The organism is Pantoea sp. USHLN298, from assembly GCF_037149395.1.
Classification (GTDB): domain Bacteria; phylum Pseudomonadota; class Gammaproteobacteria; order Enterobacterales; family Enterobacteriaceae; genus Pantoea; species Pantoea astica.
On sequence record NZ_JBBCRO010000003.1, the window covers coordinates 207,738 to 227,857 of the forward strand.

Consider the following 20,120-nt stretch of genomic DNA (forward strand, 5'->3'; position numbering starts at 1 on the left):
TTATGGCATCCACTCTGGAGCTTCTGGAAGAACATCGCATTTTCGGCGGCTGGCAACAGCGCTGGCGTCATCAGTCGGCGGTGCTGAACTGCCCGATGACCTTCAGCATCTATCTGCCGACTCCGCACGATGATGCGCCGCCGCCGGTGGTCTGGTTTCTGGCCGGCCTGACCTGCAATGATGAAAACTTCACCACCAAAGCCGGGGCGCAGCGCGTCGCGGCGGAGCTGGGTCTGGTGCTGATCATGCCGGATACCAGCCCGCGTGGTGAAGAGGTGGCGAATGATGAGGGTTACGATCTCGGCCAGGGCGCCGGTTTCTACCTCAATGCCACGCAGCAGCCGTGGGCCCGCCATTTCCGCATGTTCGATTATCTGAGCAGTGAGCTGCCAGCGCTGATTGCGGATAACTTCAAGGTCAGCGAACGTCAGTCGATCATGGGGCATTCAATGGGTGGACATGGCGCGCTGATGCTGGCGCTGCGTCTGGGCGGTCGCTTTGCCTCAGCCTCGGCGTTTGCGCCGATTGTGAATCCGATGGATGTGCCGTGGGGACAGAAAGCGTTTCAGGCCTATCTGGGCGATGATCGCGCAGCCTGGCGTGACTATGATAGCTGTCAGCTGATGACGCAGGTTTCACACCGCCTGCCGATGCTGATCGATCAGGGCGATAGCGATCAGTTCTTAGCCGATCAGCTACAGCCGGAGCGGTTAGAGTCGGTAACCCGTGAGACGGGCTTCCCGCTGACCCTGCGTATTCAGCCGGGTTACGATCACAGCTACTTCTTCATCGCCAGTTTTGTTGAGGATCATCTGCGCTTCCACGCGCAGCATCTGCTGGCGCGTTAAGCCTCACCTCATCGTCTCCTGCCGGAGGCGATGAGGTATTTCTCTTCTTCGCGGTTAACCGCCCTGCTTCAGCATTACACCAGTGCGTCGTGTACCAGCCCGTCGATCATCACCTGCGGCATACCGCGGCTACAGTGCTCAATCCGGCCTTCCACGCCATACACCTGTGCCAGCGTGGCGGGCGTGATGACCCGATCCGGCTGACCTTCAGCGACCAGACTGCCCTGCTTCAGCATTAACGCATGCTGAGCGTGACGCAGCGCGATATTGATGTCATGCACCACCACCACCGTCACCATGTTGCGCTGAGCCGTTTCACGTCGCACCAGATCCATCACGTGAAACTGATAATTCAGGTCGAGCGCGCTGAGCGGTTCATCCAGCAGCAGCAGCGCCGGACGACGAATCAGTGACTGCGCCAGCCCGACCAGCTGCTTCTGCCCACCCGACAGCTGATCGAGATAGCGCATCGCCAGATGAGCAATGCCCAGCTGTTCCAGCAGGTGCATCACTTCCGCCTGGCTGTTAGCGCTGTGCAGGCCACCGGAGGCGCGCTGCGCCACGATAATCGACTCCAGCACGTGCAGATGCACGCCGGCCGGCAATGACTGAGGCAGATAAACCACATGCTTTGCCCGCTGTGCAAACGGCTGGGTCATCAGGTTTTCGCCATTGAGCCACAGTTCGCCACGGCCTTTATTCAGCCCGGCCAGTGCCCGCAGCAGCGTTGACTTGCCACAGCCGTTTGGCCCAAGCAGCACGGTGATTTCTCCGCGCGGTAGCGGCGCAACATTGAGGTTTTCAATCACCTTGTGCTTTGGATAACCGGCACTGAACCCGCGTAACGTCAGACCCTGTTGCATCAGACTGTCCCCCGATGACGCAAAATAATGCTCAGGAAGAACGGCACGCCAATCAGCGAGGTGACAATACCGACCGGAATGATCACGCCCGGGATCAGGTTCTTCGAGGCGACGGACGCCAGCGACAGCACCAGCGCCCCGACCAGCGCGCTGGCTGGCAGATAAAAGCGATGATCCTCACCGAACATCATGCGGGCGATGTGCGGTGCCACCAAGCCAATAAAGCCGATTGGGCCGACAAAGGCCACCGCCAGCGCAGAGAGAATACTGATGCGCAGCAACGTCGCCAGACGCAGACGGCGCACATCGATGCCAAAGCTCACCGCGCGGTCTTCGCCCAGGCGCAGCGCCGTCAGCTTCCAGCTGCTCAGCAGTGAAAACGGCAGCAGAATGGCCAGCGCCACGGTCAGTACGCCCAGTTTCTCCCACGAGGCGCGCGCCAGGCTGCCCATGGTCCAGAACACCAGTCCCTGCAACGTATCTTCGCTGGCGATAAACTGCATCATCGAGACCAGCGCATTGAAGGTGAACACCAGCGCGATGCCGAACAGCACCACGCCTGCCGACGAAACCTGAGTCCAGCGGGTCACTGCATCCAGCATCAGGGCAGCAAACAGCGCAAACACGAAGGCATTCGCAGAGATCAGCCACTGATCGGGGACGCCGGGAATGCCGATGCCGAGAATGATCGCCAGCGCTGCCCCAAACGCCGCCGCAGACGAGACGCCAAGGGTAAACGGACTGGCGAGCGGGTTATTCAGGATGGTCTGCATCTCTGCGCCCGCCAGCCCCAGCGACAGCCCGACCACAATCGCCATCAGCGCATAGGGCAGACGAATGTCCCAGACAATAACGCGAGTACCGGCATCGACGCTCTCCGGGCTAAGCAGCGTGTTCCACAGCGTTTGCAGTGAGAGACCGGCCGGGCCCAGGGTGAAGTCGAGGATCAGCGAGGCGAGTATCGCCAGCAGCAGTATGCCAATCCAGAACAGGCGGCGGCGCAGCACCTGATGGTAGTTTTGCATGGTGTGCTGAAGCGTCTCATCCCCCGCCAGCAGCGAAGTTTCGGTAGTCATGTTTTAACCCTGTGTGGCTATGCCGTCAGAAAACGCAGCCACAATAGTGCAGGTGATAATAATTATCAATTCGTGAGCATAAACGAGAAGGGAAAAAACAGTAAAAAACGGTGTGACAGGTGGGAGACTGGCTCAGGGAGCATACGCCTTTCGCAAAGCATCGCGCCGCCCAGATAAAAACGCTTTGCGTTTTTTGAACAACGCAATTTGAACAACGCAATTTGAACAACGCAAAGCGTTGGCCCGGCTAAGACGCGCTTCAGGGATGAGGTGCATAATCGCCCGCGCTGAACCTTGCCTTAGAGAGCGTATTTGCGCAGGACGTAGCGCGCTAAGCCAGCGCCTTAGGCACGCCTCAAAGCGCGCTGTCAGGCACCGGACTCAATAGCATTAGCGCCCTGAGCCCGTGCCATCCGCTAAGTTAATCTTTGTGAACCGGAAATTCCATTTCGCTGTACTTCACAAAGCGACTGCCGCGCGTCAGCTTGTAGCCAAACCAGATAATCAGGAACAGCGGAATACCGATGTAGGTCGCCGCCACGCCGTACCAGTCGATGCGGTCATTGAGGAACGCCTGGTAGTTCTGACCGAGGGTGATAATCAGGCAGAGCACAAAGGCGAAGATTGGGCCCAGCGGGAAGAATCCGGAACGGTACGGCAGCGCATTCAGATCGTGTCCCTGCGCCACATAGCCGCGACGGAAACGGTAGTGGCTGATGGCGATACCCAGCCAGGCGATAAAGCCGGTCATACCCGAGGTGTTGAGCAGCCAGAGGTACACTTCCTGGTTGCCAAATTTCGAGGTCAGGAAGCAGAGCCCTGCCACCACGGTGGTGGCCCACAGCGCATTGCGCGGCACGCCGCCTTTAGACAGCCGGGCAAAAATGCGCGGCGCTTTGCCTTCGCTGGCCAGGTTGTAGAGCATACGGGTTGAGGCGTACATGCCAGAGTTACCGGCTGACAGCACCGCCGTCAGGATCACCGCATTCATCACCGCCGCCGCCGACAGCAGCCCGGCATTGCGGAACACCAGAGTGAACGGGCTGACGCTGATATCGTTGATATCATTGTGCAGCAGCTGCGGATCGGTATACGGCAGGATCAGGCTGATAATCAGGATGGCGAACACGTAGAACAGCAGGATACGCCAGAAAATCTGCCGCACCGCGCGCGGAATGTTTTTGGCCGGATCTTCAGATTCGCCCGCCGCGATACCGATCAGTTCGGTGCCCTGGAAGGAGAATCCGACAATCATCGCCACGCCAATCATCGCTGCAAAACCGCCGGCAAACGGTGCGTCACCCACCTGCCAGTTCTGCCAGCCTGCATGCTCCGCGCCGCGCATGATGCCGGTAATCATCAGCACACCCACCACGATAAAGATAACCACGGTCGCTACTTTAATCAGCGAGAACCAGTATTCTGCCTCGCCAAAGCCCTTCACCGAGATGTAGTTCATCAGGAACATCAGGCAGAGGAACAGCGCACTCCAGATCCAGCCAGGGGTATCGGGGAACCAGTAGTTCATCACCAGCTGCGAGGCCACCAGGTCAACCGCGATGGTCACCGCCCAGTTGTACCAGTAGTTCCAGCCGAGCGCGAAACCAAAGCCCTCTTCGACATATTTCGCGCCATAGGTGGAAAAGGAGCCCGATACCGGCATGAAGGCCGCCAGCTCACCGAGGCTGGTCATCAGGAAATAGACCATCAGCCCGATCAGGATATAGGAGAGCAGCGCGCCGCCAGGCCCCGCCTGGGCAATGGTCGCCCCGGAGGCGACAAACAGGCCGGTACCAATAGAACCGCCAATGGCGATCATCGTCAGATGACGTGCTTTTAACGCACGTCGTAACGCAGGTTGTTGTGTTGTATTTGAGTCATTATGCATGTGTAAACGCTACGCTGGGTAAAAATGAGGCGCGATTGTAGCAGCTAAGCCTGCGCTGTATAGCGAATGCCGCGCTGTTATAAGTTACGTTCATGATCGCGGCCGGATTATTAGTAATCACTCGCGACAATAGGATAAAAAACGGGTCAGTGCCTTCGAGATGTGCTTTTGTCGGTGATGAATGCGATAGAGCGTACGGGTCAGACGCGGCAGCGGCAGCGTCAGTTCAACCAGCGTACCGGCCTCCAGCAGATCGCTAATCACCCGACGTGACAGACAGCTGATGCCCATGCCGTGGCGCACCGCATGTTTGATCGCCTCGGAATTGCCCAGCTCCATACCCAGCTGAAAAGTCGGCAGATGCGACAGCAGCAGATAATCGACGATTTCACGGGTGCCGGAGCCGCGTTCACGCAGGATCCACGGCGCAGCGGCCAGCGTCTCCAGCGTCACCGGCTGTTGCAGGATCGCCGCATCCGGGGCGGCAAACACCACCAGCTCATCCTCCAGCCAGGGTTCGCTGACCAGTTCGGTCATGTGGCAGGGTCCTTCAATCAGGCCAACGTCAACGCGGAAATCGGACACCGCCGTGATCACATCCTGACTGTTGCCGACGCTCAGCTCCAGCGGCAGGCCGGGAAAATCACGCCGGTAAGCCGCCATCATGCCCGGCAGCAGATAGTTGCCGATGGTGCTGCTGGCAAAAATGCGAATCGCCCCGTTGTCCTCTTTAAACAGTTGCTCAATTTCGCTGGCCTGTTCCAGCAGGCCAACCGCACGCGGATAGAGCAGTCGCCCATGCTCATTCAGCACCAGCCGCTTACCGACCCGATCAAACAGCTGTACGCCGAGCTGGTTTTCCAGATCGGCCAGCGCCGCGCTGACGGCCGACTGTGACAATGCCAGCAGCTGTGACGCCTGAGTGGTTGAACCACTTTTCAGCACTTCCGTGAATACTTCTATCTGCCGCAGCGTAATGTGCATCGGCGCTCCTTAAATCACTTATTGCCTGATGAGATAGATCACCACCGCCAGCCAGATCAACGCGATCAGCACCAGCCAGCCGGCGATTTTTTTGCCGCGCGCACGCTGGGACTGCGCCCTTTCGCTGCTGCTGATACGCACCTCGCGTGGCAGCAGACGCAGCAGTATCATTGCGCCAGAGGGAATGATCACCGCATCATCCAGCAGACCCACAAACGGGATCACATCCGGAATGATATCGATCGGGCTGATGCCATAAGCGACCAGCCCCATCATCGCCAGCTTATTCCACCACGGGGTGCGCGGATCGCGAAAGGCAAACCACAGCACCACGATGTCCCTTTTGATCAGCCTCGCCCACCGGCGCAGACGCGAAAATAGCATAATAGCCGCCTTATCGATTATTCTGGTTAATTATAAATATATTATCAATTTCACTTTTAAGCCAGCCAGCGCCATGATCGGGTCTCAATCAGAAGGAGGAATCGACATGGCAGATCTGAGCATTCACAAAACGCACCCTCAGCTTCAGCTCTGGCTCCCTGGTTTGCTGCTGACCGCGCTGATTGCCGCTGCCGCCAGCTGGCTGGCCGGGCAACCGGCGATCGCCTCCTGGGGGCTGGGATCGCTGACGCTGGCGATTGTGCTGGGCATTATTATCGGCAACAGCATCTATACGCCGCTTTCCCCATACTGCGATGCCGGCGTGGCGCTGGCGAAACAGAAGCTGCTGCGGCTGGGGGTGATTCTGTTCGGCTTCCGCATCACGCTGCAGCAGATCGCTGACGTCGGCCTCAGCGGTATCCTGATTGATGCACTCACCCTGAGCAGCACCTTCTTTATTACCTGTCTGCTGGGGATACGCCTGCTGAAGCTGGATCGCGATACCGTCTGGCTGATTGGTGCCGGTAGCAGTATCTGTGGTGCGGCGGCGGTGCTGGCGACCGAACCGGTGGTTAAAGCGGCAGCGTCAAAAGTCGCAGTCGCTATCGCCACAGTGGTGCTGTTTGGTACCCTGGCCATTTTTATCTATCCGCTGCTGTGGCCACTGGCGCATACGCTCTTCCCTGCCCTTGATCAGGCGCAGTTTGGCGTGTTTACCGGCTCAACCATTCATGAAGTGGCGCAGGTAGTGGCTGCCGGACACAGCATCGGGCCGGATGCCGAGAACAGCGCAGTGATTGCCAAAATGCTGCGGGTGATGATGCTGGCGCCGTTCCTGCTTTGCCTCAGTGCGGTGCTGCGCCGCCAGACGCCACGCGCACAGGCTTCGGGTCCGGTGACCTTTCCGTGGTTTGCGCTGCTGTTTATTGCGGTTGCGCTGTTTAACTCGCTGCACCTGTTACCGGCTGAAGTTGTCGCAATACTGAATCAGCTGGCCGGATTACTGCTGGCGATGGCGATGGCAGCGCTGGGATTAACCACCCGTTTCAGTGCATTACGTGAAGCGGGCGTGAAACCGCTGCTGCTGGGTGCGCTGGTGTTTATCTGGCTGATCGTCGGTGGCGGCGCCATCAATCTGCTGGTGCAACATTTCATGGGCTAACCGCATCAGGTATCATGCCGTCTCTTCAGTGCATAGCCCCTTCAGGAGAACGGCATGAAATATATCGGCGCACACGTCAGTGCGGCAGGTGGTGTGGATCAGGCAGTGATACGCGCCCATGAGATCGACGCCACCGCCTTCGCCTTGTTTACCAAAAATCAACGGCAGTGGAAAGCCGCCCCGCTTTCCACTGAGGTGATTGATGCCTTTCGCGCCGCCTGCGAGAAATATCACTTCAGTTCGCAGCAAATCCTGCCGCACGACAGCTTCCTGATTAACCTTGGTCATCCGGTGGCTGAGGCGCTGGAAAAATCCCGCGCTGCCTTTATTGATGAACTGCAGCGTGCCGATCAGCTTGGCCTGACGCTGCTGAACTTCCATCCGGGCAGCCACCTGCATCAGATTGACGAGCAGGCCTGCCTGAAGCGCATCGCCGAATCGATCAACATCGCCCTCGACCAGAGCCGTAACGTCACAGCCGTGATTGAAAACACCGCCGGTCAGGGCAGCAATCTGGGTTTCCGTTTTGAGCATCTGGCGGAAATTATTGACCAGGTTGAGGATAAGACACGCGTCGGGGTCTGCCTGGATACCTGCCACGCTTTTGCCGGTGGCTACGATCTGCGTACCGAAGCGGACTGTGTCGCCACCTTCGCTGAGTTTGAGCGCATCGTTGGCTTTAAGTATCTGCGCGGGATGCATCTCAACGATGCAAAAAGCACCTTCGGCAGCCGCGTTGACCGTCATCACAGCCTGGGTGAAGGCAATATCGGTAAAACCGTGTTCAGCTGGATGATGAAGGATGCGCGTTTTGACGGGATTCCGTTAATCCTTGAAACCATCAACCCGGATATCTGGAAAGATGAGATTGCCTGGCTGAAGTCCGAACAGCAGGGATAAAACAGGGAGCCAGTTGGCTTAATGCCGATCAGTTAAGGGATCGGTGATAACGCAGTCTGGTGCCGGGCAGGGGCTGGCGGTCCTCGCGCCGCTGCGCGGTTCCTTCACGTCATTCCTCTGCCTGACGGACCGCCGGGGATGGCACATCCTGTGCCGCCCCGCCTTTCGCCCGCGTCCTGCGGGCTCTCCTGGCTAATGTTCAGCGCTGCGGATTGCCTGCCCCTGCCCGACCCCAGCCTGCTCTGAAACTTCAGTGCATGTTGTTAGAAAGGGCGCTCAGGCCAGCATCCGGGCCAACGCCTGGCGTTTTATCCCGGCGGCGCAATGCTTTACTCCAGGCGTATTCACCCATCGCTTTAACCTTATTCACCGTCTGAAAAAGCAAACAGGGAGCCATCTGGCTCCCTGTTTTTTTACTTCAGCAGATTATGCCCCTGAGCAAATCAGGCTTTTGCCAGCTGCTCTTCCGGACGTTTCAGCACCGCATAGCTCAGGCCAGCAATCGCCGTGCCGACCACAATCGCTACCAGATAGCCGACCACCGGGGTGATCGCGCCTGGGATCAGCAGCACAAACAGCCCACCGTGTGGTGCCATCAGTTTGGCACCCACCGCCATCGAGATGGCACCGGTGGTCGCGCCGCCGACGATGCAGCAAGGCAGAACACGCATCGGGTCACGGGCCGCGAACGGAATCGCACCTTCAGAGATAAAGCAGAGACCCAGTACCAGCGCCGCTTTGCCCCCTTCCTGCTGACCTTTATTGAATTTACGACGGGCAACCAGCGTCGCCAGGCCCATCGCCAGCGGTGGCACCATACCGGCCGCCATGATCGCCGCCATCGGGGCATACGTCTGAGAACTCAGCAGACCGACACCAAAAGCGTAAGCCACTTTATTGACCGGACCGCCCATATCGGTACACATCATGCCGCCCAGAATCGCGCCCAGTAGCACCGCGTTGGCAGTACCCATGTTCGCCAGCCAGTGCGTCAGACCGTTCATGATACCGGCAACCGGTTTACCAACCACATAAATCATCAGCAGGCCGGTAATCAGGCTGGCAAACAGCGGAATAATCAGTATCGGCTTCAGCGCTTCCATACTCTGTGGCAGTTTCACTTTGCCGCTGATCAGCTTCGCTGCGTAACCGGCGATGAAACCGGCGATGATCCCGCCGAGGAAGCCTGCGTTGATGCTGGTGGCGATCATCCCGCCAATCAGGCCTGGGGTCAGACCCGGACGGTCAGCAATGGAGAAGGCGATAAAGCCTGCCAGTACCGGCACCATCAGTGCGAAGGCGCTGCCGCCACCGATCTGCATTAACGCGGCAGCCAGCGTGCCCTGCTCTTTAAAAGCGGTGATACCAAAGGCAAAGGAGAGCGCGATACTCAGACCGCCCGCTACCACCATCGGCAGCATGTAAGAAACGCCGGTCAGCAGGTGACGATAGGCGCCTGCCCCCTCTTTCTTCTCGTTCTGGTTGTCGCTGCTCTGCGCGCCAGTGGCTTTGTACGGCCTCGCCTCGGCTACCGCTTTATCCAGCTCCTGCGCGGTTTTCTTCAGCGCCAGGCCAGTTGAAGTGCGGTACATCGGCTTACCGGCAAATTTCGCCAGATCGACTTCGATATCAGCCGCCACGATCACCAGATCGGCCGCCGCCACTTCTTCCGGCGTAATGGCATTACCAGCACCAACTGAGCCGCGGGTTTCTACTTTGACCCACCAGCCGCGACGGGTCGCTTCAGCCTGAATCGCCTCTGCGGCCATAAAGGTGTGGGCTACGCCGGTTGGGCAGGCAGTGATCGCAACCACGCGTTTCTGCGCACCGGCCTGGGCCGCCGCAGGCGCACCTGCTGGCGCGGCAACGGCTGCCGCAGCCTGCCAGGGTTTCGCTTCGGCTCTGGCGCGAGTGAGGAAGGTTTCTGGCTCGCGGATCGCCAGCTGAACATCACCCTGCCACAGCGGTTTACCGTTCAGTGCCGCGTCGTCCGGCACGTTTTTGCCCAGCACGATGACCTGTTCGGCCTCGGCAGGATTATCAGTCAGCGTCAGGCCCGCAGCGGTCAGACGTTGTTGCGCCATGTAAGCGGAAGCCAGTCCCAATGAAGGATCTTTTATCAGCAGCGTTTTCATTATCGCTCTCCTGCTGTCAGTTAACGGGTTGTAAGTCGACGCGCGCCATCATTGCGGCCAACTGGGTACGATCGGAAACGCCAACGTTGCTCTGGCTGACGGCCATCGCCGCCACTGCCGTTGCAAGACGCAGCGTGTGTTCACTGGATTCACGCATTAACAGCCCGTAAATCAGGCCGCCCACCATTGAATCGCCCGCGCCGACGGTGCTGACGACTTCGCACACCGGTGGTTTAGCAATCCATTCGCCTGAGGCGTTAACCCACAGCGCGCCTTCTGCGCCCAGCGAGATCACCACATGGGCGATGCCCTGCTCGCGCAGCTCATGGGCAGCACCAATCACATCCTGCAGGTCCGGCAGTTTACGACCGGCCCAGATTTCCAGCTCACGGCGGTTAGGTTTAACCAGCCACGGCGCGGCTTTCAGCCCGGCGACCAGCGCATCACGGCTGCTGTCGAAGATAATGCACGGGCAATGAGTGCGCAGCTCGGTCATCCAGCGGGTAAAGGCGTCAGGATCGACCCCTTCCGGCAGGCTGCCGCTGACGCAGACCATATCGAACTGGCCCAGCCAGGTCAGAGAGTCGCTGGTAAAGCGGTCCCAGTCCTGTCCGGTGACCTGAAATCCGGAGAAGTTCAGATCGGTGACATCGCCAGTCTGCTCAGTCAGTTTGACGTTAATACGGGTGCGGCCTGGCACGACCTGAAAACGGTTAGCAATGCCCAGTTCGCTGAACAGCTGCTGAAAGCCATCCTGATTCTCTTTCCCCAGGAAACCGCCTACGGTGACGTCGATGCCGAGATCTTTCAGCACCTTGGCAACGTTGATGCCTTTACCTGCCGCGTGCAGTCCGGTGGTTTTTACCAGGTTAACTTCGCCACGTTCAATTTCAGGGGTATAGCCCACCAGATCATAGGCCGGGTTCAGCGTGATGGTTGCGACGCGTCTGCTCATGCTGCCCCCTCGCCCAGTCCGCTGGTGATCGCTTCTTCAATCGCGTTCAGCGCCTGTTGAGCGTCTTCGCCGCTGGCGGTAAAGCGCAGGCGATGGCCTTTCTTCACGCCGAGCGCGACCACTTTCATCAGGCTGCGGCCGTTGGCGGGTTTGCCACTGCCGTCGAGATTGGTAACGGTAATGTCGCTGTTGAACTGCTTGATGACGCTGACCAGCGCAGTACCCGGACGGGCATGTAAACCGTGCTCGTTGCGGATAGTAAATTCTGCCGTCAGGACCTCAGCCTGCTCGTCCACTTCACTGGTGAGCAGCGCATAGACACCGGCGGCATCGGCTTTCAGCAAACGGTCCGCTTTGCCCTGCTGTAACAGCGCGCTGAGGTAACCCAGCACTTCCAGCGGACGTTCATCCACCGCCGCCACGCTGATTAACAGCGCCGCAGATTCGCCCTGATGCTCAAACGGATGGGCGGCACGGCTGACGGCGACGCCGCTGCGCAGGTTGCCGAGGCTGCTGTCGCTCAGCCAGATCCCCTGACCGAGACTCAGCGGCGGGTTGGAAACCACATCGGCGACGTAGCTGGCATCGACCACGCCAGCCGACTGCAGCCGACCGGCATTCATCGCCTGTAAGGTGATCAGATCGCTGGCGGCGACGTTCAGGGTAATTAATGAGGTGTCGAAGCTAAATTCGGCGGCTTGTTTTTCGCCCATCAGCAACGCACGCAGATCTTCAGCAGAGGCGGTTTTCAGCTGTTCAGCGATGCTGTCATCGCTCAGAACATGGGTCAGCTGACGCAGCAGCGCCAGATGCTCATCCGATTTGGCGGCAATGCCAATAGCCACATAGGCGGTCTGATCGTCGCCCCAGCTGATGCCCTGCGGAAACTGGAACACCTGGACGCCGGTTTTCAGCACCAGATCGCGGGTATCGGTGGTGCCGTGCGGAATCGCGATGCCGTTGCCCAGAAAGGTTGAGGTTTGCTGCTCACGCGCCAGCATACCGTTGACGTAGCCCTCCGTCACATTACCGGCAGCGGTCAACGCTGCTGCAACCTGACGAATGGCCTCTTCTTTATTCTGGGCGCTGGCTCCGGTATGGATGGCCTGCAATTCGAGCTGGAACATAATTCTCCTCGCTTGCTGAGATTGAATCGTTTCAGCCAGTGGGGAAATTATTACGCCATCCTGCTGAAAACAGGTGGCGTGGTCACCGCTGAAACGTTTCAAGGATTGTGGTACAGCACCTGGCAGCAGGCAAGAAAATGCGCAAACGGCGTAGCAGATTTTTGATGTTACGCACATTTCATCGACGTTTTAAGATTTTGCTCTCTGCCCGCTGACGCGGTTGCTGTAAGCCTGGCATAAACTCAGCCAAAGGTTCAGCAACGTCAGCGGATCAGGGCGCGGTGTCCGCTTCCAGCTGCAACAGATAGATCATCGCCTGCTGACGTGAATCGCCACACATGCTGTGCGCTGGCTGCAGGCCGGCACACACCGCGGGACGTAATTCAGATCCAAACAGCTTGCAGCGCAAAGCCTCATCAAGCTGCACGCAGGGGGTGTTAGCGGGTTTGCCGTTGGGCATGCCGGGGATCGGTGAAGAGATGGAGGGCGCCGTACAACAGGCACCGCAGTGGCTACGGCATTGCATACTGTGCTCCGGCAGAGAAAGTCGCGGCGACAATAGCAGTCTGACGGCGTAATTGCCACGTCTGCCGCTGCCCCAGGTAAAATTTCACCGTCGCCATATTGCCAGTTTTCACCGGCGCGAGTAACGTGGCGCGCAATTCACTCTCAGAGATAGCGAGAACAGCAATGCCAAAAGCGAATGAGATCAAAAAAGGAATGGCCGTTACCCATAACGGAAAACTGCTGCTGGTTAAAGATATTGATGTCCAGAGCCCAAGCGCGCGTGGCGCAGCCACCCTGTATAAGATGCGTTTCACCGATGTACGCACCGGAATGAAAGTAGAAGAACGCTTTAAAGGCGACGAAATTATTGATGCGATTTCGCTCAGCCGCCGCAGCGTCACCTTCTCTTATATAGACGGTGATGAGTACGTCTTTATGGACGACGAAGATTACACTCCCTATAACTTCAAAAAAGAGCAGATCGAAGAAGAGCTGCTGTTTATTCCTGAAGGCGGGATTCCGGGCATTCAGGTGCTGACGATGGAAGGCCAGGTGCTGGCGCTGGAACTGCCGCAAACCGTGGACATGGAAATTGTCGATACGTCGCCCGGCATTAAAGGCGCCTCGGCCAGTGCCCGCACTAAACCGGCTGGCATGAGCACCGGGCTGGTGGTTCAGGTACCGGAATACCTCAGCAACGGCGACCGCATCCGCATTCATATTGCCGAACGCCGTTATATGGGCCGCGCCGACTGATCGCACAGCCTGAACGTTGCCGGGTTGCCGATTGTTATATTATAACACTTTAACCCGGCTATACTGACAGGAGGCGGACCGATGACACGGGTCAATCTGATCACCGGATTTTTAGGCAGTGGCAAAACCACGCTGTTATGTCATCTGCTGGCGGCAAAGCCTGCCAATGAACAATGGGCGGTGCTGGTCAATGAATTTGGTGAGATTGGTGTCGATGGCGCGCTGCTGGCGAACCGCGGCGCAACGTTAAAAGAGATCCCCGGCGGCTGCATGTGCTGCGTCAACGGCCTGCCGATGCAGGTCGGGCTCAATATGCTGCTGAAAAATAAACCGGACCGGCTGCTGATCGAGCCGACCGGTTTAGGCCATCCGCGTCAGTTACTGCAGATGCTGAGTTCCCCAACCTACCATTCCTGGCTGCAACTTAACGCCACTCTCACCCTGCTGGATGCCCGCCAGCTGGCCGATCCGCGCGTGGTCGCCAATGAAAATTTCCGCGATCAGCTGGCCGCAGCAGATGTGATCATCGGTAACAAGCAGGATCGCTGGCAGCCGGAGGATTATCAGCGCTTAGCCCGCTGGCAACAGGATGCGCAGGATCAGCGGCTCTTTATTGCCACCGAATTTGGTCAGATTCCGCTGGCGCTGCTGGATACGCCGCGCGGCAAGCCACGCGAGCTGCCGGTACCGCAGCATCATCATCCGGTGGCTGCCGCGGTCAGCGGCGTCGCGGCACTGCGGCTGGAAGGTCAGGCACGCTGGCGTCGGGCGCTGAATCAGGGGCAGGACTATAGCGCCTGTGGCTGGCTGTTTGACCCTGAGACGCGGTTTGATCGGGCGGCGCTGCTGGAATGGGTCCGGCTGGCCCCAGGCGATCGGATAAAAGGCGTCATGCGTGTTGAAGAGGGATCGCTGAATATTAATCGTCAGGGCGCGGATCTGCAGCTTGAAACGCGATCGCTGCCACCCGCCGACAGCCGTATTGAGATTATTCATTCGCAGCAGGCTGACTGGAATAGACTACAATCGGCGTTGTTGAAGTGCCGTTTACGCTGACAAGGGTATCGTCGGCGGTTATTTTTTTAAATATGAGTTTAACTATGCGCGTAACTCGCCTTATAACCATCCTGCTGCTGAACGCATTAGGTGTGGTGCTATTCCTGTCATGGTATCTGCCACCTGAACATGGTTTCTGGTATGGCGTCGATAAATCCATTTTCTTTGGCTTTAATAGCCAGATGATTATCCATTCCGGCTTTGCGCTGCTGGTGGCGATCACTAACTATCGTGGCTTTGATGCGGTCTCGCTGCTGGCGATGGGCATGCTTTATCTGTCGATCTGGCGAGGAGAAACCCCGCAGGCACGGCGACGGATGCTGGCTATCGGCATTACCATGCTGCTCACCGCGGTGGTGCTCAACCAGCTGGGCCATCTGCTGCCGGTGAAGCATTCCAGCCCGACGCTGTTCTTCGAAAACGTCCATCGGGTCAGTGAACTGACCGGTATTCCGGCCAAAGATGCCTCGAAAGACAGTTTCCCTGGCGACCACGGCATGATGCTGATGATCTTCGCCTGCTTTATCTGGCGTTATTTTGGTTTCGGTCGTTTTTTAATTGCGGCGGCGATTGTGGTTATTTTTTCACTGCCACGGGTGATGGCGGGCGCGCACTGGTTCACCGATATCGCTGTCGGTTCCCTTTCAGTGGTATTAGTGGGATTAAGCTGGTGGTTATTAACTCCGGCCAGCGATCTGCTGGTTAATTGGTTTTATCGCAAATTGCCGGGTAAATATAAGCCCCTGGCCTGAATGATAAGCGCGGGTGCAATAATGGCCTTATTCTTAGCCGCCCGCGCTTATAAAAAAACCCGATGCACTATTAGCAGGCTAATCAAATCCATTAAAAGAAAAGGTTATGACCGGCTTCATCGCTCAAATAACCCTCACGTTCGCTTGTCCATAAAGAAAATTCTCAATTAGCAGGCTATAGGCCGAATTAGCGCCATTTTGGTCCCCTGCTCTCACCATCATTTGACCACAATTGTTGCTAAATTAGTCAGTGTGTTAAGGTTTGATTTCACATCAGAAAAACCTATAAGAATTTGATTGAAAGCACTCGCCACGGCGTCTGGAATCAGTTAACCTCAGTCGCTGTGGGGTAACAGCATCAGAGAATTCGATTTTTTTTACAGTAAAAATGTGTCCATTAACACATTTTAGTAATTAAGGAATTGTCTTAGTCTGTTTCGCTTATTAATCTCCCTGTTTTGTCATCTGGCTGGCGACAATCTTGTCGTAAGGACATCGAAGGAAAACCCGAATAATGGTCAAGTCTCAACCAATACTGAGATATATCTGGCGAATCGTGCCTGCAGTGGCACTGGCAACTCTCCTCTCAGCTTGTAGCAGTACCCATAACGGTCAAAACGCGAATAACGAGAATCATGAAGTTAACAACCACAATGGTTTTTTACTTCAGGCGTCTCAGGATGAGTTTGAAGAAATGGTGCGTAACGTCGACGTTAAGTCGCGCATCATGGATCAATACGCTGTCTGGAAAGGCGTGCGCTATCGTCTGGGTGGCGATACCAAACGCGGTATCGATTGTTCCGCCTTTGTACAACGCACCTTCCGCGATCAATTTGGCTTAGAACTGCCGCGCTCTACCTCAGAGCAGCAGGGCACCGGTAAAGAGATTTCGCGCACTAAACTGCGTCCTGGCGATCTGGTGCTGTTCCGTGCCGGTTCTACTGGCCGTCATGTTGGCATCTATCTCGGTAATGATAACTTCGTTCATGCTTCCACCAGCAGTGGTGTGATGATTTCAAATCTGAACGATGATTACTGGAAAAAGCGTTATCGTGAAGGGCGACGCGTACTAAGTCGTAACCCGACCTGATTACCGCCTTTGATCTCCTTCTCAGCCAGAGAATATGAAACGCTGCTAACGCAGCGTTTTTTTTCGTCTGTTGCCTTTACCCGCCTGAGACTGATGGCATGAAAACCATTGTCTTTCAAAAGAATATCGAGACATTCCCCGTCCTCTCGTTATATTCTCAGGCGCTTATACCGAAGCAGTCGTGCGCAATAACATAATAATAATTTTATCAGAGGAAGCACCTCATGCCACTGTCGGGGGCGCTGATGCGCCATGCAACCTATCCTCGTCGAATCGCATGGAGCAGCGCGATGATCGGCTGCCTGTTCTTTTTATTATTTACCGCACTGTCGCTTAACCATCTCTGGCACAAGCGCGAGCAGCAACATCAGCAGTTATTAGAAAACAGCCGAACAGCACTGCAGCAAACGCTCTCCTCACTGATTAACAACACACTCAGTCCCCTGCTTCCCTTTACCCAGGCTACCTGCCAGACCATCAATCGCGAACTGACCTCACGCGCCGCCTTTGCCGGTAATCTGCGCGCAATTCTGCTGGTGAATGACGGTAACGCCTTTTGCTCATCGGCCACCGGCAGCTTTAACCTGCCGCTCAACGTCATATCACCAGGGAGTGATACAACGCGCGATATTGATCTGCAGCTGATGGGCGGAACCCCGCTGCAACCCGATAAACCGGCGCTGGCATTGTGGATCAGGAACCCTGGCAGCGCGCAGTCTGGCGTCTTTGCCACTCTCAATATTACCCTTGCGCCCTATCAGCTGTTGCCGTCATGGCGGCCAGAGATCTCTGGCATGGCGCTGGTGGCGCAGCGCAGCGCGTTAACCAGCTGGCAGTCAGGCGTGATCGACAACACTCTGCTGCCCCCGCCGCTGTTGCAACAGTCACTGCCGGGTTACCCGCTGCAATTTGTGTTATATGGCACCACGCTGGCGCTCAGCGATTATCAAAATATTCTGCTAAGCAGCCTGCTGCTCTCTGTGCTGGTCACTGGCGGCTGCTGGCTGCTGCTGTCGGTCTGTCAGCGGCCAGGAAAAGATCTGATTCAGGGCATGAAGCGCGGCGAGTTTCATATTGAATATCAGCCGCTGGTCACCTCTCACGACGGTCAGCCCTACGGTATGGAAGCGCTACTACGCTGGACGCATCCTGTTGAGGGACCGATCCCGCCGGATGTGTTTATCGGTTACGCCGAAGCGCAGAACCTGATTATTCCGCTGACCCGGCACCTGTTTCAGCTGGTCGCCCGCGATGCCCAACTGCTTTGCCATACCATTCCCCGTCATGCCAGCCTCAGTCTGAATATCTCGCCGCTGCACCTGGCCGATAGCGGTTTCCGCCAGGATGTGCTGCGCTGGCTCGACACCATGCCCGCCGCGCACTTTAACTACGTATTTGAAATCACTGAACGAGCCATGGTGCGCGATGAAAATGTCGGCGAACTGTTTGAGTGGCTGCATCAGCAAAAGATCAATATTGCGATTGATGACTTCGGCACCGGACACAGCGCGCTGATCTATCTGGAAAAATATGCCTTCGATTACCTGAAAATCGATCGCGGTTTCGTTCAGAGCATCGGCACCGATACCCTGACCTCGCCGGTGCTGGATACGGTGTTGCAGCTGGCGAAAAAGCTCAATCTGAAAAGCGTGGCGGAAGGCGTCGAGACCGGTGAACAGGCCGCCTGGCTGATCAATCGCGGTGTTACCCATCTTCAGGGTTACATTTTTAGTCGACCGCTGCGGCCTGAAACGCTGATAGACTATTTCCAGCGTCATAATGCCTGAATCGGAAAATCACAGGAGAGCGTAACCGTGGTGCTGCTTCGTGCTGGATTATTATTGCTGTGTGGTCTGCTCAGCAGCCCGTTGCTGGCTGCCAGCATCAAAGAAAGTTTCGCCTTCACGCAGGCCGGCGAAGCGAAATACCCGCCCGACTTCAGCCATTATGACTACGCCGATCCCAATGCTCCTAAAGGTGGCAGCATCACCATGGCGGTGGTGGGGACCTACGACAACTTCAACCGCTACGCCTCGCGCGGCAATCCCGGCATCAATACGGAAACCCTGTATGACGGGCTTTATACCGGTTCGGATGATGAACCCGGCAGCTATTACCCGCTGATCGCCCTGTCCGCCCGCTACGCCAGTGACTTTACGTGGATTGAGATCCGCCTGAATCCCCGTGCCCGCTTTCAGGATGGCACGCCCATCACCGCCGGGGATGTGGCATTTTCCTTTACCAAATTTATGACCGAAGGGGTGCCGCAGTTTCGCGTCGCCTATCGCGGCGTGACCGTTAAGGCGCTGGATCGGCTGACGGTGCGGATTGATGCGCAGCAGCCGGACAAAGACCGGATGCTGGGCTTACTGACGCTGCCGGTGCTGGCGGAAAAATTCTGGCACGATAAAAAGTTCAACGAACCCCTGAGTTCACCGCCGCTGTCGAGCGGTCCTTATCGCATCACCAAATGGAAGCTGGGCCAGTTTATTGAATACAGCCGGGTAAAAGATTACTGGGCCGCCGATCTGCCGGTTAACCGCGGGCGTTTTAATTTCGACCGCATCCGCTACGACTACTATCTGGATGACAATGTGGCGTTTGAAGCCTTCAAAGCGGGCGCATTCGATTTGCGGGAAGAGACCTCGGCCAAAAAATGGGCCACGCAATATCGCGGCCGCCATTTTGACGATCACAGTATCGTGAAAGAGACGTTGCCAAACGAAGCCGCCATTGATACCCGCTGGCTGGCGTTTAACAATGAAAAACCGCTGTTCCACGACCGTCGGGTCCGGCAGGCGCTGACGCTGGCGTTTGATTTCGAGTGGATGAACAAAGCCCTGTTCTATGGCGCTTATCAGCGTGCCAGCAGCTATTTCCAGAATACCGACTTTGCGGCCAGTGGCCTGCCCGACGCGCAGCAGCAGGCGTTGCTGGCCCCGTGGCGCGCGCACTTGCCGCCTGAACTCTTCACTCAGCCTTACCATCCGCCCGTTACCGACGGCAGCGGCTACGATCGCGCCAGTCTGTTACGGGCATTTGCCTTGCTGAAACAGGCGGGCTGGCAGATTAACGATCGCCGGCTGGTGAATGCGAAAACCGGTCAGCCGTTTAAGGTTGAACTGCTGTTGCGCAGCGGGACCAATACCGAATGGGCACTGCCGTTGCAGCACAATCTGTCGCGACTCGGCATCACTCTCAACCTGCGTCAGGTTGACAGTTCACAGTATCTGCGGCGGTTACGCGAAGGCGACTACGAGATGATCGCCACCGTTTATGGCGCGATGCCGATCCCCTCCTCCAGCCTGCAGGTTTACTGGCAGTCAGATTACATCGCCTCGTCGTGGAATACTGCGCGGGTTAAAGATCCGCTGGTCGATCACTTCGTGAAACAGATTGTGGCGCATCACGGCGATCTTCCGGCGATTCGGCCGCTGGCACAGGTGCTGGATCGTATTCTGTTGTGGAATGCCTATATGATCCCGATGTGGTACAACGCAGAGCAACGGCTGGCGTACTGGGATAAATTTTCCCATCCGGCCAGCAAACCGGCTTACAGCCTCGGGCTGGAAAACTGGTGGTATGACGTGAACAAAGCTGCCCGGCTGCCGGCCAGCAAACGCTAAGGAGTGGAACG

Annotated in this window: 20 protein-coding genes; 10 read left to right on the plus strand and 10 right to left on the minus strand. The window is 57.0% G+C overall.

Features of this window, described 5'->3' with window-relative positions; translation table 11 throughout:
• Nucleotides 1–2 precede the first annotated feature (2 nt).
• The gene (gene fghA, locus WFK59_RS08940; protein WP_336755622.1) at nucleotides 3–848 is read left to right on the plus strand and encodes an S-formylglutathione hydrolase; all 846 of its coding nucleotides are present in this window, start codon (nucleotides 3–5) and stop codon (nucleotides 846–848) included.
• 74 nt (nucleotides 849–922) lie between these two features.
• Here fghA and WFK59_RS08945 read toward each other — a convergent pair whose 3' ends face one another.
• From WFK59_RS08945 to WFK59_RS08965, 5 genes are all read right to left on the minus strand, one after another.
• Complete coding sequence (locus tag WFK59_RS08945; protein ID WP_336755623.1) at nucleotides 923–1,711, minus strand: ABC transporter ATP-binding protein; 789 nt, start codon at nucleotides 1,709–1,711, stop codon at nucleotides 923–925.
• Nucleotides 1,711–2,787, minus strand: coding sequence for a FecCD family ABC transporter permease (locus WFK59_RS08950; RefSeq protein ID WP_233987586.1), 1,077 nt, complete (start codon nucleotides 2,785–2,787; stop codon nucleotides 1,711–1,713). The genes WFK59_RS08945 and WFK59_RS08950 overlap by 1 nt, the downstream gene beginning before the upstream one ends.
• Nucleotides 2,788–3,208: 421 nt before the next feature.
• Complete coding sequence (locus WFK59_RS08955) at nucleotides 3,209–4,675, minus strand: amino acid permease (protein ID WP_233987585.1); 1,467 nt, start codon at nucleotides 4,673–4,675, stop codon at nucleotides 3,209–3,211.
• A gap of 117 nt (nucleotides 4,676–4,792) precedes the next feature.
• A complete protein-coding gene (gene yieE, locus WFK59_RS08960; RefSeq protein ID WP_336755624.1) occupies nucleotides 4,793–5,659 on the minus strand; it encodes a DNA-binding transcriptional regulator YeiE in 867 nt (288 codons plus the stop codon).
• A gap of 18 nt (nucleotides 5,660–5,677) precedes the next feature.
• On the minus strand, nucleotides 5,678–6,043 hold the full coding sequence (locus WFK59_RS08965) for a YkvA family protein (protein ID WP_233987583.1): 366 nt from the start codon (nucleotides 6,041–6,043) through the stop codon (nucleotides 5,678–5,680).
• 106 nt (nucleotides 6,044–6,149) lie between these two features.
• On the opposite strand from WFK59_RS08965, the gene WFK59_RS08970 reads away from it, so the two are divergent.
• A complete protein-coding gene (locus tag WFK59_RS08970; protein ID WP_336755625.1) occupies nucleotides 6,150–7,205 on the plus strand; it encodes a YeiH family putative sulfate export transporter in 1,056 nt (351 codons plus the stop codon).
• Nucleotides 7,206–7,259: 54 nt separating this feature from the next.
• Complete coding sequence (gene nfo / locus WFK59_RS08975) at nucleotides 7,260–8,105, plus strand: deoxyribonuclease IV (protein ID WP_233987581.1); 846 nt, start codon at nucleotides 7,260–7,262, stop codon at nucleotides 8,103–8,105.
• 250 nt (nucleotides 8,106–8,355) lie between these two features.
• Here the strand turns inward: nfo and WFK59_RS08980 are convergent, their stop codons facing one another.
• Genes WFK59_RS08980 through fruB form a run of 4 tightly spaced genes read right to left on the minus strand, consistent with a single transcriptional unit; the run spans nucleotide 8,356 to nucleotide 12,322 of the window.
• Nucleotides 8,356–8,502: a hypothetical protein gene (locus tag WFK59_RS08980; protein ID WP_336755626.1), complete on the minus strand. Its 147-nt coding sequence runs from the start codon at nucleotides 8,500–8,502 to the stop codon at nucleotides 8,356–8,358.
• Between the two features lie 46 nt (nucleotides 8,503–8,548).
• Nucleotides 8,549–10,240, minus strand: a complete 1,692-nt coding sequence (gene fruA / locus WFK59_RS08985) for a PTS fructose transporter subunit IIBC (protein WP_336755627.1) — start codon at nucleotides 10,238–10,240, stop codon at nucleotides 8,549–8,551.
• A gap of 16 nt (nucleotides 10,241–10,256) precedes the next feature.
• Nucleotides 10,257–11,195 carry a 1-phosphofructokinase gene (gene fruK, locus WFK59_RS08990; RefSeq protein WP_233987578.1) on the minus strand — a complete coding sequence of 313 codons (939 nt, stop codon included), beginning with the start codon at nucleotides 11,193–11,195 and terminating at the stop codon, nucleotides 10,257–10,259.
• Nucleotides 11,192–12,322: a fused PTS fructose transporter subunit IIA/HPr protein gene (gene fruB / locus WFK59_RS08995; RefSeq protein ID WP_233987577.1), complete on the minus strand. Its 1,131-nt coding sequence runs from the start codon at nucleotides 12,320–12,322 to the stop codon at nucleotides 11,192–11,194. Before fruB ends, fruK begins: the two co-directional genes overlap by 4 nt.
• Between fruB and WFK59_RS09000 the strand changes: the two genes are divergently transcribed.
• Nucleotides 12,293–12,487, plus strand: coding sequence for a hypothetical protein (locus tag WFK59_RS09000; protein WP_233987576.1), 195 nt, complete (start codon nucleotides 12,293–12,295; stop codon nucleotides 12,485–12,487). The two genes, fruB and WFK59_RS09000, sit on opposite strands and share 30 nt — an antisense overlap.
• 106 nt (nucleotides 12,488–12,593) lie before the next feature.
• Here WFK59_RS09000 and WFK59_RS09005 read toward each other — a convergent pair whose 3' ends face one another.
• Nucleotides 12,594–12,848 (minus strand): YkgJ family cysteine cluster protein, encoded by a 255-nt coding sequence (locus WFK59_RS09005; RefSeq protein WP_336755628.1) that lies wholly within the window; start codon nucleotides 12,846–12,848, stop codon nucleotides 12,594–12,596.
• Nucleotides 12,849–13,012: 164 nt separating this feature from the next.
• On the opposite strand from WFK59_RS09005, the gene yeiP reads away from it, so the two are divergent.
• The 6 genes from yeiP (at nucleotide 13,013) to WFK59_RS09035 (ending at nucleotide 20,109) form a co-directional block, all read left to right on the plus strand.
• Nucleotides 13,013–13,585 carry an elongation factor P-like protein YeiP gene (yeiP, locus tag WFK59_RS09010; protein WP_336755629.1) on the plus strand — a complete coding sequence of 191 codons (573 nt, stop codon included), beginning with the start codon at nucleotides 13,013–13,015 and terminating at the stop codon, nucleotides 13,583–13,585.
• 81 nt (nucleotides 13,586–13,666) lie between these two features.
• Nucleotides 13,667–14,641 carry a CobW family GTP-binding protein gene (locus WFK59_RS09015; protein ID WP_336755630.1) on the plus strand — a complete coding sequence of 325 codons (975 nt, stop codon included), beginning with the start codon at nucleotides 13,667–13,669 and terminating at the stop codon, nucleotides 14,639–14,641.
• A gap of 44 nt (nucleotides 14,642–14,685) precedes the next feature.
• Nucleotides 14,686–15,393: a phosphatase PAP2 family protein gene (locus WFK59_RS09020; protein ID WP_336755631.1), complete on the plus strand. Its 708-nt coding sequence runs from the start codon at nucleotides 14,686–14,688 to the stop codon at nucleotides 15,391–15,393.
• Nucleotides 15,394–15,907: 514 nt separating this feature from the next.
• Complete coding sequence (gene mepS, locus WFK59_RS09025; RefSeq protein ID WP_031377229.1) at nucleotides 15,908–16,483, plus strand: bifunctional murein DD-endopeptidase/murein LD-carboxypeptidase; 576 nt, start codon at nucleotides 15,908–15,910, stop codon at nucleotides 16,481–16,483.
• A 224-nt stretch (nucleotides 16,484–16,707) separates the two neighbouring features.
• On the plus strand, nucleotides 16,708–18,270 hold the full coding sequence (locus WFK59_RS09030) for a cyclic di-GMP phosphodiesterase (RefSeq protein ID WP_233987571.1): 1,563 nt from the start codon (nucleotides 16,708–16,710) through the stop codon (nucleotides 18,268–18,270).
• A gap of 30 nt (nucleotides 18,271–18,300) precedes the next feature.
• A complete protein-coding gene (locus tag WFK59_RS09035; RefSeq protein ID WP_336755796.1) occupies nucleotides 18,301–20,109 on the plus strand; it encodes an extracellular solute-binding protein in 1,809 nt (602 codons plus the stop codon).
• Nucleotides 20,110–20,120: the final 11 nt, after the last annotated feature.

Coding starts and splice junctions, on each gene's coding strand:
- fghA (WP_336755622.1), top strand. CDS start 3: ATGGCATCCACTCTGGAGCTTCTGGAAGAACATCGCATTTTCGGCGGC.
- WFK59_RS09005 (WP_336755628.1), bottom strand. CDS start 12,848: ATGCAATGCCGTAGCCACTGCGGTGCCTGTTGTACGGCGCCCTCCATC.
- WFK59_RS08950 (WP_233987586.1), bottom strand. CDS start 2,787: ATGACTACCGAAACTTCGCTGCTGGCGGGGGATGAGACGCTTCAGCAC.
- WFK59_RS09000 (WP_233987576.1), top strand. CDS start 12,293: ATGGATGGCCTGCAATTCGAGCTGGAACATAATTCTCCTCGCTTGCTG.
- mepS (WP_031377229.1), top strand. CDS start 15,908: ATGGTCAAGTCTCAACCAATACTGAGATATATCTGGCGAATCGTGCCT.
- fruK (WP_233987578.1), bottom strand. CDS start 11,195: ATGAGCAGACGCGTCGCAACCATCACGCTGAACCCGGCCTATGATCTG.
- WFK59_RS09030 (WP_233987571.1), top strand. CDS start 16,708: ATGCCACTGTCGGGGGCGCTGATGCGCCATGCAACCTATCCTCGTCGA.
- WFK59_RS08965 (WP_233987583.1), bottom strand. CDS start 6,043: ATGCTATTTTCGCGTCTGCGCCGGTGGGCGAGGCTGATCAAAAGGGAC.
- WFK59_RS08955 (WP_233987585.1), bottom strand. CDS start 4,675: ATGCATAATGACTCAAATACAACACAACAACCTGCGTTACGACGTGCG.
- nfo (WP_233987581.1), top strand. CDS start 7,260: ATGAAATATATCGGCGCACACGTCAGTGCGGCAGGTGGTGTGGATCAG.
- fruA (WP_336755627.1), bottom strand. CDS start 10,240: ATGAAAACGCTGCTGATAAAAGATCCTTCATTGGGACTGGCTTCCGCT.
- WFK59_RS09015 (WP_336755630.1), top strand. CDS start 13,667: ATGACACGGGTCAATCTGATCACCGGATTTTTAGGCAGTGGCAAAACC.
- WFK59_RS08970 (WP_336755625.1), top strand. CDS start 6,150: ATGGCAGATCTGAGCATTCACAAAACGCACCCTCAGCTTCAGCTCTGG.
- yeiP (WP_336755629.1), top strand. CDS start 13,013: ATGCCAAAAGCGAATGAGATCAAAAAAGGAATGGCCGTTACCCATAAC.
- WFK59_RS08980 (WP_336755626.1), bottom strand. CDS start 8,502: ATGGCTCCCTGTTTGCTTTTTCAGACGGTGAATAAGGTTAAAGCGATG.
- fruB (WP_233987577.1), bottom strand. CDS start 12,322: ATGTTCCAGCTCGAATTGCAGGCCATCCATACCGGAGCCAGCGCCCAG.
- WFK59_RS08945 (WP_336755623.1), bottom strand. CDS start 1,711: ATGCAACAGGGTCTGACGTTACGCGGGTTCAGTGCCGGTTATCCAAAG.
- WFK59_RS09020 (WP_336755631.1), top strand. CDS start 14,686: ATGCGCGTAACTCGCCTTATAACCATCCTGCTGCTGAACGCATTAGGT.
- yieE (WP_336755624.1), bottom strand. CDS start 5,659: ATGCACATTACGCTGCGGCAGATAGAAGTATTCACGGAAGTGCTGAAA.